General features: G+C 74.8%; 11 protein-coding genes. 4 read left to right on the plus strand and 7 right to left on the minus strand.

Features of this window, described 5'->3' with window-relative positions; genetic code table 11:
* Window positions 1-101: 101 nt before the first annotated feature.
* The 4 genes from FHU33_RS23835 to FHU33_RS23850 are packed head-to-tail and all read right to left on the minus strand — an operon-like array spanning window position 102 to window position 3,715.
* Window positions 102-1,082: a glycine betaine ABC transporter substrate-binding protein gene (locus FHU33_RS23835; protein ID WP_142028018.1), complete on the minus strand. Its 981-nt coding sequence runs from the start codon at window positions 1,080-1,082 to the stop codon at window positions 102-104.
* On the minus strand, window positions 1,082-1,897 hold the full coding sequence (locus FHU33_RS23840; RefSeq protein ID WP_142028019.1) for an ABC transporter permease: 816 nt from the start codon (window positions 1,895-1,897) through the stop codon (window positions 1,082-1,084). The genes FHU33_RS23835 and FHU33_RS23840 overlap by 1 nt, the downstream gene beginning before the upstream one ends.
* Complete coding sequence (locus tag FHU33_RS23845) at window positions 1,894-3,081, minus strand: ABC transporter ATP-binding protein (protein WP_142028020.1); 1,188 nt, start codon at window positions 3,079-3,081, stop codon at window positions 1,894-1,896. The genes FHU33_RS23840 and FHU33_RS23845 overlap by 4 nt, the downstream gene beginning before the upstream one ends.
* Window positions 3,074-3,715, minus strand: a complete 642-nt coding sequence (locus FHU33_RS23850; RefSeq protein WP_142028021.1) for an ABC transporter permease — start codon at window positions 3,713-3,715, stop codon at window positions 3,074-3,076. The genes FHU33_RS23845 and FHU33_RS23850 overlap by 8 nt, the downstream gene beginning before the upstream one ends.
* 326 nt (window positions 3,716-4,041) lie before the next feature.
* Between FHU33_RS23850 and FHU33_RS23855 the strand changes: the two genes are divergently transcribed.
* Window positions 4,042-5,133, plus strand: a complete 1,092-nt coding sequence (locus FHU33_RS23855) for an FUSC family protein (RefSeq protein WP_142028022.1) — start codon at window positions 4,042-4,044, stop codon at window positions 5,131-5,133.
* Window positions 5,134-5,179: 46 nt separating this feature from the next.
* Window positions 5,180-6,274 carry an FUSC family protein gene (locus FHU33_RS23860; protein WP_142028023.1) on the plus strand — a complete coding sequence of 365 codons (1,095 nt, stop codon included), beginning with the start codon at window positions 5,180-5,182 and terminating at the stop codon, window positions 6,272-6,274.
* A 6-nt stretch (window positions 6,275-6,280) separates the two neighbouring features.
* Here the strand turns inward: FHU33_RS23860 and FHU33_RS23865 are convergent, their stop codons facing one another.
* On the minus strand, window positions 6,281-7,075 hold the full coding sequence (locus FHU33_RS23865; RefSeq protein ID WP_142028024.1) for a methyltransferase domain-containing protein: 795 nt from the start codon (window positions 7,073-7,075) through the stop codon (window positions 6,281-6,283).
* Between the two features lie 58 nt (window positions 7,076-7,133).
* Window positions 7,134-8,654 carry a glycerol-3-phosphate dehydrogenase/oxidase gene (locus FHU33_RS23870; RefSeq protein WP_142028025.1) on the minus strand — a complete coding sequence of 507 codons (1,521 nt, stop codon included), beginning with the start codon at window positions 8,652-8,654 and terminating at the stop codon, window positions 7,134-7,136.
* Between the two features lie 35 nt (window positions 8,655-8,689).
* Between FHU33_RS23870 and FHU33_RS23875 the strand changes: the two genes are divergently transcribed.
* Window positions 8,690-10,348: an FAD-binding oxidoreductase gene (locus FHU33_RS23875; protein ID WP_142028026.1), complete on the plus strand. Its 1,659-nt coding sequence runs from the start codon at window positions 8,690-8,692 to the stop codon at window positions 10,346-10,348.
* A gap of 106 nt (window positions 10,349-10,454) precedes the next feature.
* Here FHU33_RS23875 and FHU33_RS23880 read toward each other — a convergent pair whose 3' ends face one another.
* Window positions 10,455-11,894 carry an FAD-binding oxidoreductase gene (locus FHU33_RS23880; RefSeq protein ID WP_142028027.1) on the minus strand — a complete coding sequence of 480 codons (1,440 nt, stop codon included), beginning with the start codon at window positions 11,892-11,894 and terminating at the stop codon, window positions 10,455-10,457.
* A gap of 208 nt (window positions 11,895-12,102) precedes the next feature.
* Between FHU33_RS23880 and FHU33_RS23885 the strand changes: the two genes are divergently transcribed.
* Window positions 12,103-15,474, plus strand: coding sequence for an ATP-binding protein (locus FHU33_RS23885; protein WP_142028028.1), 3,372 nt, complete (start codon window positions 12,103-12,105; stop codon window positions 15,472-15,474).
* Window positions 15,475-15,542 lie beyond the last annotated feature (68 nt).

Below are 15,542 nucleotides of genomic sequence, written 5' to 3' on the forward strand. Positions count from 1 at the left end.
GACACCACCCCACTTCACCGCGGGGTGTTGCATCGACTCCTTGAACCCAAGCGCCCAGAACGCATGTAAAGGTTCCTATGCCTGGGAGCGTCCCGGCCGGTTCAGCCGCGGGTGACCAGGCCCTCCGACACCAGCCAGTCCAGCGCCACGTCCGCGGGCTGCTCGCCGCCGACGTCTACGCGGCTGTTGAGCTCGATCATCACCTCGTCGGTGAGCAGCGGGGTGATCCGGGCGAAGACGTCGGCGATCTCCGGGTGCGCCTCGAGCGTCTCGGTCAGCACCACCGGGGCCACGTTGTACGCCGGGAAGTACCCGCGGTCGTCCTCGAGCACCGTCAGGTCCAGGGACTCGATCCGGCCGTCGGTCGTGAACACCTCGCCGAAGTTGCAGGCCCCGTTGTCGGTCGCGGTGTAGACCGCACCGGTGTCCAGGACCCGGACGTTGTCCCGCGGCACGCCCTGCGGGTCGCCGAGCGGGATGCCGTAGGCCTCGAGCATGGGCTCGAACCCGTCGCTGCGGGTGGCGAACTCGGACTCGACGCAGAACGTCCGCTCCTCCACCGGCAGTGCCGCGATGTCGGAGAGGCTGTCGATCCCGCCGAGCTCCGGCACGGCCTCGCTGCGGACGGCGAAGGCGTAGGTGTTGTTCATCGGCGCCGGCGGCAGCCAGGTGAGCCCGTTGGCGAGGTCGGCCTCCCGGACCGCCTCGTACTGCTCCTGCTGGTCCGGGATGCCCTCGGGCATGCCCAGGTAGTTCAGCCACCCGGTGCCGGTGTACTCCCACTGCATCTCGACGTCGCCACTGAGCATCGCGGCCCGGGCCGGCGCCGCACCGGGGATGCCGCTGCGGTCGACGACGTCGAAGCCGGCGACCTGCAGGGCGATCACGGCGATCTTGCCCAGGATCAGCGCCTCGGTGAAGTTCTTGGTGCCGACCACGATCTCCGCGCCCTCGTCGGCGATCGGCTGGATCTCGCCCGGCTCCGCCTGCGGGGTGAAGGTGTTCGCGCTCTCCAGGCCGCAGCCGGCCACCAGCGCGGCGGACGTCAGCAGCGCGGCGGCGACGCCGAGCGGGGAACGCATCACAGTCCCTTCGGTCGGGCGACGTGCTCGACGACCCGCCCCAGCCAGTCGATGGCGAGCGCGAGCAGCGCCACGAGCACCGCCCCGCTGATCAGCAGGGAGTCCAGCGAGAGGGTGATGCCCGTGTTGATCAGCACGCCGAGCCCGCCCCCGTCGATGAAGGTGGCCAGCGTCGCGGTGCCGACGAGCAGCACGAGCGCGGTGCGCACGCCGGCGAGCAGCACCGGCACAGCCAGCGGGAGCTCCACGCGCAGGAGCACCGACAGGGCGCTCATGCCCATGCCGCGGCCGGCCTCGACCAGCCGCGGGTCGACGCCCTGGAGGCCGACCATGGTGTTGCGCAGCACCGGCAGGGCCGCGTAGACCACCAGGCCGACCACCGTCGCCCCGAAGCCGAACCCCAGCCAGGTGGCCAGGAGGACCAGCAGCCCGATCGCGGGAGCGGCCTGTCCGGTGTTGGCGATCCCGATGACGAGGGGGCTGAACCGGCGCAGCGGGCGACGGGTCAGCGCGATGCCCAGCGGGATCGCGATCACCAGCACGGTCGCCGCGGACGCCGCGGTCAGGTACAGGTGCTCCCGGATGCTGTTCCACAGCACGGTCCAGCCCAGCTGGCGGGCCTCGGTCTCGCTGAGCGTGGCCGTGAACCGCCACACCAGGAAGGCGAGGACGCCGAGGGCCACCAGGACCGGCTGCAGCAGCAGGGCGCGCCAGCCGCCGTCCCGGGACGCCGACGCGTCGGCCTGCCGGGCCGTCTCCTCCGGCGGCGGCCCCTGGGTCGCGTCGTCCGTGCGGGGCTCGGTGGATGCGGTCATCCGGCCACCTCGGCGCGGCTGCGCTGGATGGCGGCCATCACCGTCTCCACCGCCATCACCCCGGCCAGGCCGTCCCGCCGGCCGGTGACCACGACACCGCCCTGGCTGGCCGCCAGCATGGTGTCCAGCGCGTCGTTGAGGGTGGACCGGAGCCCCACGACGGGGAGCCGCTCGTCCACCGTGTCCGGGACCGTCGTCGTCCGGCCGAGCTCGGCCAGGGTGGGCCAGCTGATCGGCCGCCCCCGGCGGTCCAGCACCACGACGAAGTCGTCCCCGGCGGCCCGCGCCGCGGCCACCGCCTGCGTCGAGTCCGATCCGACGGCCGCCGTCGTCACCTGCTTGAGCTCGACGTCGCCCACCCGCGTGAGCGTGAGCTGCTTGAGCGTCGCGCCGGCGCCGACGAAGTCGGCGACGTACTCCTCGGCCGGCTCGGCCAGGATCCGCTCCGGGGTGTCGTACTGCACGACGCGCGCACCGACGTCGAAGATGACGATCTTGTCGCCGAGCTTCACCGCCTCGTCGAAGTCGTGGGTGACGAACACGATCGTCTTCCCGAGCTCGTCCTGGATGCGCAGCAGCTCGTCCTGGAGGCGCTGACGGGTGATCGGGTCGACCGCGCCGAACGGCTCGTCCATGAGCAGGACCGGCGGGTCCGCGGCCAGCGCCCGGGCGACCCCGACCCGTTGCTGCTGCCCGCCGGAGAGCTCGCGGGGATACCGGTCGCGGTAGAGGGCGGGGTCGAGGCCGACCAGTTCGAGCAGCTCGTCCACCCGCGCGGCGATGCGCTCCTTGTCCCACTTGAGCATCTTCGGGACCAGCCCGATGTTGGTGGAGACCGTCATGTGCGGGAACAGCCCGCCGGCCTGGATGACGTAACCGATCCGTCGCCGCAGCTGGTCGGCGTCCTGGTCCGTGACGTCCTCGTCGCCGAGGTGGATCCGCCCGCTGGAGGGCTCGATCAGCCGGTTGAGCATCTTCAGCAGCGTCGTCTTCCCGCAGCCGGAGGGGCCGACGAACATCACCGTGTCCCCCGCGGCGATCTCGAGGGTCACGTCGTCGACGGCGGGATGGTCCTGGCCGGGATAGCGCTTCGTCACGCCGTCCAGGCGGATGGCCACCCCGCTGATGTGCCGGGCGCCGTCCCCCGTCGTTCCGGCCGACGGCGCCGACGTTGTCTCAGACACGGATCCCCCTGGGGGTGGTGAGCCGACCCGCCACGACGAGCAGCAGGTCGAGGACGAGGGCCAGCAGGACGATGGCGATCGTCCCGGTGAGCGCGGAGTTGAGGGCGTTGGCGCCGCCGAGCCGGGAGAGGCCGGAGAAGATGAACCCGCCGAGGCCGGGCCCGAGCACGTAGGCGGCGATGGCGGCGATGCCCATGACCATCTGGGTGGACACCCGGATGCCGGCGAGGATCACCGGCCAGGCCAGCGGGAGTTCGACGCGCAGCAGGGTGCGCATCCGGCTCATCCCGATGCCGCGGGCGGACTCCACGAGCGACCGGTCGACACCGGCCAGCCCCACGACCGCGTTGCGCAGCACCGGGAGCGCCGCGTAGAAGGTGATCGCGATGACCGCCGGCGTGATGCCGAACCCGAACGGCGCCAGCAGGATGCCCAGGAGCGCGAACGCGGGAACGGTGAGGCCGACGGCCGAGAACCCGTTGGCGGCGGCCGTCGCGGCCGGGTTCCGGTAGACCAGGACCGCCAGCGCGACCGCGATCAGCGACCCGAGGACGACGCACTGGACCACGAGGCTGACGTGCTGGAACGCCTGGAAGGCGATGAGCCCGCGGCGATCGACCACGTACTCCCACATGGGGCAGCGCCTCTCCCGGCCGCATGCGCGCCGCGTTCTCGTCCATGTCCCCGGCCCGGACCAGGAAGGTCCCGGGCACACGGGGTTCGACGTTGGCACATCCGGCCTCGGACCGGCGACCCGAACATGACTGCGATCGTGTGACGACCCGGTGGGTTCCCGGAAGCTGACGGACAGTGATCATTGACGGGATGGGCCGGGTGGTCGACCGTCGAGCCGGGTTACGGCCCGGCTGGACGGTCGGTCCGGCGGCTGAACCCACCCGAGAGGCGGACGTCACCCGCCGGACGGGTGCGCCCGGCCCGCCGTGACCCCATCCTGGCGCTATGGGGTGGGTGATCGCACGGCTGCAGCAGCCGTGGGTGCAGCGGGCGATACGGGCGGCGCTGGCGGCCGGGCTGTCGTGGCAGGTGGCCGTCCTGCTGCCACCGCTGCTGTCGGACTACGCCTACTACGCCCCGCTGGGCGCGGTGATCGCCGTCCACCCGACGATCGCGGACTCGGCGAACGCGGCATGGCGGTCGGTCTTCGCGATGCTCATGGGGTTCGCCCTCGCCTTCGGCGTCTACGAGCTGACCCGGCAGGTCCCGAACGCCCTGACGATCGCGCTCATCGTGGCCCTGGCCGTCGGCATCGAGCAGTGGCGGCGGGTGCTGCGTGACCAGGCGAGCTGGGTCAGCTTCGCCGCGGTGCTCATGATCACCGTCGGGGCCGGCGAGCCGGGCCCCTACGTCCTCCGGTACGCAGGGCTGACCCTCCTGGGTGCGGCGATCGGCGTGCTGGTCACGGCGGTGCTGTTCCCGCCGTTGCAGCTGACCACGGCGGTGGACCGGATCTCCGCGGCCCGGGCCCTGCTCGCCGGGCACCTGGAGACGATGGCGACCGCGCTGCGCAGCGGCCGGGTGCCCGAACCCGACCAGTGGAACGCGCGGCGGAAGGACCTCGACCGCGCTCTGGAGCGCATGCGCGCCGCCGAGGTGGTGGTCGAGCGGGCCCGGCGGGCCAATCCGCGGGCGCGCAGGTGGCAGGGCGCCGCGGCGAGCATCCGGGAGCAGTCCCGCGCCCTGGACCGCGTCGCCGTCCTGATCGACGACCTCACCACGCTGGTCGTCGAGTTCCAGCCGCATCGCCGCGGCCTGGACCGGGTGGACGACGGAACCGGCTGGGTGGTCGCCGACGCCCTCGACGGGCTGGCCGGCGTCGTCCGGATCCCGTACCACGCCACGGACACCGAGCCCGACGAACGGGACCGGGCCATCGACGCCGCCGTCTCGGCGGCCGGGCGGCTGACCGCGCTGCTGCGGGACTCCGCCATCGGCGACGACGAGGGCTTCTTCGCCCTGGGCGCCGTGGCGGTGGGGATGCACCGGTCGCTGCACGTGCTCGAGGCGCACCTCCGCTGGCCGCAGCCGGCCTGAGCCCCGCCGCGGTTGACCGACCCGCCCCAGGGAACGGTCTGACCTCGTGAAGAGTCTGTGGACACCGCTGCACCGCCCGGCCGTCCAGCGAGGCATCCGTGCCGCGCTCGCCGCCGGGATCGCCTGGCAGATCGCCGTCCTGCTGCCGGCTCCCTTCTCCGACTACGCCTACTACGCCCCGCTGGGCGCGATCATCGCCTGCCTGCCGACCGTCGCGGATTCCGCGAGCGTCGCCTGGCGCACGGTGCTGGCGATCCTGCTCGGCGGCGGGATCGCGGTCGGCGTCTACGAGATCGCCCGTCCGGTGCCGACCGCCCTCACCCTCGCACTGGTCGTCGCCGTCGCGATCGGGGTGGAGCAGTGGCGGGTCCTGGGCTCGACCGCGAGCTGGGTGAGCGTCGCCGCGCTCTTCACCCTGACGCTGGGGAACGCGGACGATCCCACCGCGTACCTGCTCCCCTACGCCGCGATGGTGTTGTTCGGCAGCGCGGTCGGCGTCCTGATCACGACGTTGCTCTTCCCGCCGCTGCAGCTGACCCAGGCCCGTCAGCAGATCGACCGGGTGCGGGAACTGCTGGCCGAGCACCTCGAACAGGTGGCCGGGGAACTGCGGCGCGGGGACCTGCCGACGGCCGAGCAGGAGGAGCGACGGGTCGCGGCCCTGAGCGCGCCGCTGGACCGCATGCGGGACGCCGAGCGCACGGTCGAGCGGGCCCGGCGAGCCAATCCGCGGGCCCGGAAGTGGCAGGAGCCCGCCGCGCGGCTCCGTGCCCAGTCGCGGTCGCTGGACCGGGTCGCCGTCCTCGCCGACGACCTCACGATCCTCGTGGCGGAGTACCGGCCGCAGCACCAGGGCGGCGAGCGGCCCGAGCTGGGGACGGCGGAGCGCCTGGCCGACGCCCTCGACGGGCTCGCCGGCGTCGTCCGCACGCCGGACCACGACGTCGACGCCGCCCGGCCCGACGACCGTGACCACCGCATCGATCTCGCCCAGCACGCGCTGGACAACCTCACCGACCGCCTCCGCCGGACGACGGTCGACGACGACCCCGGCTTCCTCGCGCTCGCGGCCGTCGCGGTCGGCGTCCAGCGGGCACTGCTCGCCCTCGACGCCGAGCGCCGCAAAGCCTCCCCGACCTGACCGGGCTCAGACGCCGATCAGCAGCTCGCCGTGCAGCATGCCCAGCCAGCCGTCGTCGGACTCCGCCCACCGCAGCCAGGCGGCGGCGATCTCTCTCAGCTCCGCCGGCGTCGCCAGGCCGTAGGACAGCGCCTGGCCGGCGAACGCCGACGACGTCGCCCGCCCGGCCCACGACCGGCCCCACCACTGCCGCTCGTCGGGCGAGGCGAAGCAGTACGTGCCGGCGGTCGCGGCCGTGTCCCGCAACCCCGCGGCGTGCGCCCAGGAGAGCAGCCGGCGACCGGCATCCGGCTCGGCGCCGTTGGCCCGGGCGACCCGCTCGTAGAGCGCTAGCCAGCGGTCCAGGCCCGGGTCCGCCGGGAACCAGGTGGTCGCCGCGTAGTCGACGTCCCGGACGGCGACGATCCCGCCCGGCCGGCAGACGCGGGCCATCTCGCGCAGGGCGGCGACCGGGTCGCTCAGGTGCTGCAGGACCTGGTGGGCGTGCACGACGTCGAAGGAGTCGTCGGCGGCGGCCAGCGCGTAGACGTCCCCCACCTCGAAGGAGACGTCCACCCCGGCGGCGGCAGCCGCGTCCCGCGCCTCGGCCAGTGGCTCGGCCGAGACGTCGATGCCCACCACCCGGCCCGGCGCGACCCGGGCGGCGAGGTCGACCGTGATCGTGCCGGGGCCGCAGCCGACGTCGAGCACGTCGAGCCCCGGCCGCAGCGCCGGGACCAGGTACGCGGCCGAGTTCTCGACGGTCCGCCAGCGGTGCGACTGCAGCACCGGGTCGGCGTGCCCGTGGGTGTACGTGTCCACGGGTGCAGTCTGAACTGCTGGTCCTGCCTGGTGGAATGCTGTTCCCACGCCTTGGGAACTACGACTCCTCCGCCAGCACCTTCTCGGCCATCGGTACGGCGCGCTCGCGATCGGCGGGCACCAGTCCGATGCGGGTGCGGCGGTCCAGCAGGTCGGCGACGGTCCGCGCGCCCTCGTACCGGACGGCGAAGCGCAGCTCCCCCTCGGTCTCCGGCCGGCCCGCCACCACGGCCGCGGTGCCCAGCGCCTCGACCACCGGCGCCTCGGTGCCGTACCGGGCCACCAGCCGGCCAGGAGCGCCGACCCGCTCCAGCGCCCGCCGCGGCGCGGCCCCGACCAGCGGCAGCCGCGCGGTGAGCGACCGCGCGGCACCCCGGCCCAGCCGTCCGACCACGGCGTCCACGGTCTCCTCGGCCATCGCCCGGTAGGTGGTCAGCTTCCCCCCGACGACGGTGAGGACCGGTCCGTCCCGCTGCAGCAGGTGCCTGCGGGAGAGGTCAGCGGTCGCGCTTCCGGGCCCCATGCCCGCCGACGCGGGCAGCACCAGCGGCCGGTAGCCCGCGTAGGCGCCCACCACGTCGTCCCGGGTCAGCGGCACGGCCAGCACCTGGTTCACCGTCGCCAGCAGCTGCGCCACCTCGACGTCGCCGGGCACCGCGTCGTCGTCGGGCACCGGGCCTCCGACCGGCTCGTCGGTGAGCCCCAGGTAGACCAGCCCGTCGGCCTGCGGCAGCGCGAAGACGTACCGCGAGCGCGAGCCGGGCAGCGGCACGGTGAGCGCGGCCGTCGGCGACCCGAGCACCGACCCCCGCACCACCAGGTGCGATCCCCGCGAGGGGACCAGCCGGATCGACGGCGCCAGTGCCTGCGCCCACACGCCGGCGGCGTTGACCACCACCCCGGCCCGCAGGCTCACCGGTTTCCCGTCGACCACCGCGTGCACGTCGGCGCCGTCGACCGCCATTCCGGCCGCACCGGTCAGGATGCGGGCGCCGTACGCGGCCGCCGTCCGGGCCAGGGCCACGACCAGCCGGGCGTCGTCCACCAGCTGCCCGTCCCAGAAGACGACGCCGCCACGGCCGGCGCGCACACCCGGCACCAGCCGCGAGACCTCGTCGGCATCGACCCGGCGCGTCGACGGCAGCGAGCCGCGGCCGCCGGGCACCGACAGCCGGACGGCGTCCCCGAACCGCCCGCCCACCGCGGCCAGGGCGGTCACGTCCCGGCCGGCGACGTCGGGCACGAGGAACGGCAGTCGCCGCACCAGGTGCGGCGCGGTCGAGCCCATGAGGACGGCGCGCTCCCGAGCGCTCTCCCGGGCCAGGCCGATCTCGCCGTGCACCAGGTAGCGCAGGCCGCCGTGCACGAGCTTGGAGGACCACCGGCTGGTGCCCGCCGCGAGGTCGGTGCGCTCGAGCAGCACGACCGACAGGCCACGGCTCGCGGCGTCCAGCGCCACCCCGGCGCCGGTGACCCCGCCACCCACGACGACGACGTCCACGGTGGCATCGGGGAGGTCGCCGAGATCTCCGGACCGCCGGGCCGGCGACAGGGTTCCGGGCAGGAACGCGGTCACCATGATCGCTCCGGCAGCAGCACCGGCAGACTGTAGCGGTGGCCACGCAGCCGGAACTGACGATCCAGGGCTGGGGACCGTCGTCCCCCGCCGAGGCACCGCGCGACGGCGACCTGAGCAGGACGCTGCCCAAGGCCGCCCGCCGCTACCTGTCCGGCGAGCTGGGCTGGACCCCGCGCGCGACCCCGCCCGTCGCCGTCGGCGAGATCCGCCTGGCGCCCTCCCGGCTGTCCGAGGAGGCGAACGCCCGGTTGGTCGACCTGCTGGGGGCCGACAACGTCCGCACCGACCGGGAGTCGCGGCTGCGGCGGGCCGGGGGCAAGAGCTACCTGGACCTCGTCCGCCGCCGCGAGGGCGACGCCTCCGACGCCCCGGACGCCGTCGTCCTGCCCGGCACGACCGAGGAGACGGCGGCGCTGCTGGCCGCGTGCAGCGAGCTCGGCGTCGTCGTCGTCCCGTTCGGTGGGGGCACCAGCGTCGTGGGCGGGCTGGCGGGCGTGGACCCCGACGACCGGCCATCGATCGCCGTCGACCTGTCCCGGATGTCGTCGGTGCAGGCGATCGACGTGCCGTCGTCCCTGGTCACCGTCGGCCCCGGCATGCGCGGACCGGCGCTGGAGCAGGCGCTGGCCCGCGACGGGCTGACCTTCGGCCACCTTCCGCAGAGCTGGGAGTTCGCCACGCTCGGCGGATATGCCGCCACCCGCTCCGCCGGGCAGAACTCGACCGGCGTCGGGCGCTTCGACGAGCTCGTCGCGGGGGTGACGATGGTCACGCCGTCCGGCGTCCTCGAGCTCGGTCATCCCCCGGCGAGCGCGGCCGGGCCCGACCTGCTCGGCCTCGCCCTCGGCTCGGAGGGGACGCTCGGCATCATCACCGGGCTGACGCTGCGGGTCCGCCCGACGCCGGCCGCCAGCTCCTACGAGGGCTGGTCGTTCCGCTCCTGGGCCACCGGGCTGGCCGCGCTGCAGCAGCTCTCCCGGCACGAGCTGCTGCCCGACATCGTCCGGCTATCGGACACCGACGAGACCCGGGCGAACCTGCTCATGGCCTCCGGGGCGGGTGCCCGTGCCCTGCGCGGCAGCCTCAGGGCCCGGGGGCACGGGGACGCCTGCATGCTCGTGCTCGGCTGGGAGGGCCTGCCCCCGATCGTCCAGGCGCGGAGGAAGGCCGCCGCCTCGGTGCTGCGCGACGGCGGGGCGCTGCGGCTGGGCCGCAAGGTCGGCGAGGCCTGGAAGAAGAACCGTTTCTCCGGCCCCTACCTGCGCGACAAGCTCATGGACGGCGGCCTGCTCGTCGAGACCCTGGAGACGGCGGCCACCTGGTCGGCGCTGCCCACCGTCTACGACGCCGTCCGGCGGGCGCTGCGCGAGTCGCTGACCCGGAAGGGACGACGTCCGCTGATGATGAGCCACCTCTCGCACGCCTACCCCACCGGCGGCTCGCTGTACGTGACCGTGCTGGCCGACCGCGACGACGAGCTGCCCATCCAGCAGTGGCTGACCGCCAAGCGGGCCGCGACCGACGCGCTGCTGGCCGCCGGCGGCACCCTCACCCACCACCACGCCGTCGGCGCCGACCACCGCCCCTGGATGGAGCGCGAGATCGGGCCGCTCGGCGTCGAGGTGCTGCGCGCGGTCAAGGAGCGCCTGGACCCCCACGGCATCTGCAACCCGGGCGTCCTCCTCCCCGAGTGAGCCCCCCGATGATCAGCTGACCTGATCGTTGAGGGTCCTACCTCACCGTCGACGGTGAGGTAGGACCCCGTTCGATCAGGAGACCTGATCATCAACAGCAACGAGCTCAGATGGCGTGGCCGAAGGAGAAGATGCCGTCCGGGTCGACCGCGCGCTTCACCTCGCGCAGCCGCTCGATCGTCGCGGGCAGGTAGGCCGCCGCGACCTCCTCCGGGCCCGAGACCTCACCGAGGAAGTTGATCACCGTCTCCGGCGCCTTCCACGGCGCGAGGGCGGCCAGGACGCCCCTCCCCACCAGGGGCACGACCTGTGCCAGCTCCGGGATCCCGGGGCCGATCACGTAGACCGCATACGCTCCGCCCCGGCCGGGAACGGCATTCGGCACCGCCGCCTGCCGACCGAACGCGCCACCCATCAGCCGCAGCTCGATCATGATCAGCGGGATGTCGACCTGCGGCCCGGCCGCGGCGAGCAGGGCATCGACGGTCTGCTCCGTCAGGTCGGCCAGCAGCATGCCCTTCTCCCACGCGGGCATCGGGTCCACCGGGTCCATGTGGATGGCGTCCATCTCGGTGCTGCGGATGGGGCCGATGAAGCCGAGCAGGATCCGCCCCGCGGCCTTCATCGGGGCGACGAGGCGCTCCCCCTCCTCGAAGTCGGTACCCGAGTAGGCGTAGCGCAGGTGGACGGCGGTCTGCCCCCGCAGCGGCGGCGGCAGGAACTCCATGTCGGGCATCCGCATGATGGCGACCGAGGTGCTGACGTCGTCCGGCAGCGTCGGCACCCACTGGCGGAAGGCGTGCAGGACCGCGGCCATGTCCTCGCCGGCGAAGAAGATGCCGCCGGCGTACAGACCGGAGACGGGGAAGAGCTCGATCTCGATCGCCGTCACGATGCCGAAGTTGCCCTTGCCGCCGCGGACGGCCCAGAAGAGCTCGGGCTCGGAGCCGGCGGTGAGGCGCCGCAGCCGGCCGTCGGCGGTGACGATCTCCACTGCCTGCACGTGGTCGGCGGCGAACCCGTGTTTGCGACCCAGCGACCCCATGCCGCCACCGAGGGTGTAGCCGACGACGCCGACGTCGGACGACGAACCGCACAGCCCCGCCAGCCCGAACTTGCCGGCCGCCTCCAGCACCCGGACCCACTTCGTGCCGGCCTCGACGCGGGCCGTGCGCCGCTCGGGGTCGATCTGCACGCCCTGCATCCGCCGCGTGGTGATCATCAGGGAGCCGGCCGCGTTGCGGACCGGCCCGTGGCCGGTGGCCTGGACGGCGACGCGCAGGTCGTGCGCGACGGCCCAGGAGACGGCGGCGGCGACGTCGGCGGCGCAGGAGGCGCCGACGGCGACGGCGGGAGTGTGCTGCACGGCGACGTTCCAGGTGGCGACCTCGGCGGCCATGCCGTCGTCGCCCGCCGCGTAGACCGGCCCGTGCACCTGGCTGCGCAGCTCGTCGACGGCGCCGGCGGGGAAGGCGGGGGCGAGGGTGTCGAGCACCGCGTCGCTCAGGACGGCGGACGGCAGCTCGGGGTTCTCGGTGAGACTCATCTGTCGTGTTTTCCTCTTCGCGGCCGCGGCGGTGGCCGCGGATCGGGGGGTGGCTCGCGGCGGTGACCGCGCAGCTCGAACGGATGCGAGGAAGAGTCCCGACGGCCCCTTGCCGGATACTTGGGCGGGACTAGGACGCCGACTTGCACCGGCCGAGCGCACGAAAAGGGGTGCCGCCCCGGCGCCGGCGCTGGGAGCATCCCGGCTCGTGCGCTTCCGCGTGCTCGGCCCGCTCGAGGTCACCGGTCCCGATGGCGGCCCCCTGGACGTCGGCGGGGCCAAGCCCCGTGCGCTGCTCACGCTGCTGCTGGCCGAGCCCGGCCGGGTGGTGGGGATCGACCGCATCGTCGGCGCCCTCTGGGGGGATGCGCCGCCGCCGACGGTCACCGGCACCCTCCAGGCCTACGTCTCCCACCTGCGGCGCGTCCTCGAGCCCGAGCGGGGTCCGCGCGAGGCTCCGACCGTGCTGCTGACCCGCCCGCCCGGCTATCTGCTGCGGGCCGACGCGGCAGACCTCGACCTGCTCCGTTTCCCCGAACTGGTCGAGTCCGGCGACCGGGCCGTCGAGGCCGGCGACCCCGCGACCGGCATCGCCCTGCTCGACGAGGCGCTCGGGCTGTGGCGCGGGGAGCCGCTGGCCGAGCTCGGCGATCTGCCGGCCGCGGCCACCGACCGGTTGCGCCTCACCGAGCTGCACGTGCGGGCACGGGAACGGCGCTGCGACGCCCTGCTCGCGGCGGGCCGGGCCGAGGCGGCGGTCACCGACCTGCAGCACCTCGTCGCCGAGCACCCCCTGCGCGAGCGGCTCTGGGCCAGACTGGTCACCGCCCTCTACGCCGCCGACCGGCAGGCCGAGGCGCTGGACGCCCTCCGCCGGTGCGCCGAGCTGCTCCGCGACGAGCTCGGCATCGATCCCGGGCCGGAGCTGCGCGATCTCGAGCGGGCCGTGCTGCGTCAGGATCCGGCGTTGCTGGAGCGGGTGCCCCGCCCGGTCCTGCCCGTCACTCCGGCACAGGCGCCCACGCCGTCCCTCGCCCCGGGGAACGAGCAGCTGGTCGGCCGCCGGCCCGAGCTCGATCGGCTGCAGGCGGTCGCCGAGCGGGTGAGCGGCGGGCGCGCGGCCGTCGTCGTCCTCGAGGGCGAGGCCGGCATCGGCAAGACCCGGCTGGCCGAGGCCGCCGCCGAGGCCGCCCGGGCCGCCGGCTGGTCGGTGGCGTGGAGCAGGTGCGCCGACGACACCGGCGCCCCCGCGCTGTGGCCGTGGACGCAGGTGCTCGAGCAGCTCGACCAGGAGGACCTCACCCTCCTCCCCCAGGCGGCGGACGCCGACGCCGACGCCGCGCGCTTCCAGCTGTTCCAGGGCCTCCGGGCCCGGCTGAGGACGGCGGCCGGCCCGGCACCGGTGCTCGTGGTGCTCGACGACCTGCAGGGGGCCGATACCACCTCGGTGCAGCTGCTCGGCCTCCTGGCCCGCCACCTGCCACGGGCGCCGGTGCTGCTGGTCGTCACCGCGCGCACCGTCGGGGAGCAGCTGCCGGAGGCGGTCACCGACTGCCTGGCCCGGCTGGCCCGGGAGCCGGCCGCCACCTGCCTGCGGCTGTCCGGCCTGGACGCGGACGACGTCGCGGCGCTGCTGGCAGCAGGGCTGGGCGCCCCCGGCGACCGCGCGTTGGCCTCGGCGGTGCACGACCGCACCGGCGGCAACCCGTTCTTCGTCGTGGAGCTCACCCGGTGGATGGTGGGCGCCCACGACCTGCACCTGGACCACGTGCCCGTGCCGCCGTCCGTCGGCGAGGTGCTGCGCACCCGACTGGACCGGCTGCCGCCGACCACCCGCGAGGTGCTCGAGCTGTGCGCGGTGGCCGGCCGCGAGGTGACCCTGGACCTGCTCGAGGCGGCGCGCGCGCCCGCGGAGGAGGCGCTGGGCGCACTGGACGCCGCCGTCGCCGTCGGCCTGGTGGTGGAGGGGATGCGACCGTGGAGCTGGCGGTTCGCCCATGCACTGGTCCAGGAGGTGCTGGTCGGTGGCCTGCCCGCCCTGCGCCGGGCACGGCTGCACGCGCGGCTGGGCGAGGCGCTGGAACGCCGGATCGCCCTGACCACCGACGACTCGCTGGTGGAGCGACTGGCGCACCACTTCGTCGAGGCGCTGCCCGTCACCGGGCCGGCACCGGCCCGGATGTACTCGGCCGCCGCGGCCCGGGCCGCCCGGGCCCGGCTGGCCCACGGGGAGGCCGCGGTGCACACCCGCCGGGCCCTGGAGCTGGTCGACCCGGTGGAGCCCGGCGCCGCCCGTACCCGGCACGACCTGCTCACGGCGCTGGGCAACGACCTGCTGCGCAGCGGGTCGCGCACCGAGGCCCGCGAGGTGGTGGCGCAGGCGATCACGGTCGCCCGGCAGCTCGAGGACCGTGCCTGCCTCGCCCAGGCGGCCGCGGTCTGGGGCAGCGTCACCGTCTGGAACTGGCGGCCGCACGGGATGGTGGCCCACGAGATGGTGGCGCTGCTCGAGGACCTGCTGGCCGACAGCTCCGCCGACGACCGCACCACCGCCCAGCTGCTCGGCACGCTCGGCGTGGAGCTGGCGTTCGGCCCGGACGACCGCGGCGTGCAGGCCGCCCGGCAGGCCGTGGAGATCGCCCGGCGCACCGCCGACCCGGAGCTGCTGGGCCGGGCGCTGAACAACTTCTGCCTGGCCGTCTGGGGCCGGCCCGGCGCCGCGGAGCTGCGGCTCGCGGCCACCGACGAGTCGCTGGCGATGGCGGGCGCGGGGCTCCCCCGCTGGACGGAGTTCGTCGCCCGCCTGCACCGGGCGGCCATCCGGCTGCACCTGGGCGACCTGGCCGGGTTCGAGGCCGACCACGAGGAGGCCCGGCGGCTCGCGGTGTCCCTCAGCGGCCCGGAGGTCCGGCCGCACGTGCTCTGGCAGGCCGGCGGGCTGGCCTGGCTGCGCGGGAACGCCGAACGTGCCGAGGAGCTGACCACCGAGGCGTACGAGCTCTACCGCCGGGTCACCCCGCACGCCCGGCACGCGTACGCGGCGCACCAGTTCACCCTGCGCCGGGCCGACGGGCGCCTGGGCGAGGTGATCCCGCTGCTGGTCGGAACCGGCGACGAGGGCAGCCCGCTGCTGCAGGAGATGGCGGTGCTGGCGGCCGCGGAGTCCGGCGACCTCGCCGAGGCACGGCGGCTACGGACGCGGTGGGGTCGCACCCGGATCCGCGACTGGGCCAGCGACGTCGCCGTCCTCCTGCAGGCGGAATCCGCGCTGTGGCTGGGCGACGAGCCGGAGTGGGCGTCCGCGGCCGAGGCGCTGCTGCCCTACCGGGGGCGGCAGGCGGTTCTGGGGACGCCGTCCCTGACGCTCGGCGCCTACGACGAGCTCCTCGGCCGGATCGCCGAACGCCGGGGCGACCTGGCGAGCGCCCGCCGGTGGTGGCAGGCGGCACGGGAGCAGGGCGTGCTGGTCGGCTCCCCGCACCAGGTCGCGCTCGCCGACGCCCACCTCGCCCGCATCGGCGCCGTCGCCCCGCGTCCGCGGACGGCGGAGGTCGCCCGGGCCCTCGGCACGCCGTCCTGACTCCCGCCGGAGGGCGTCCTCCCTCACCGTCGCGCGTCCTCCCTCACCGTCGACCGTGAGGGAGGACC

This window comes from Blastococcus colisei (assembly GCF_006717095.1).
Taxonomy (GTDB): domain Bacteria; phylum Actinomycetota; class Actinomycetes; order Mycobacteriales; family Geodermatophilaceae; genus Blastococcus_B; species Blastococcus_B colisei.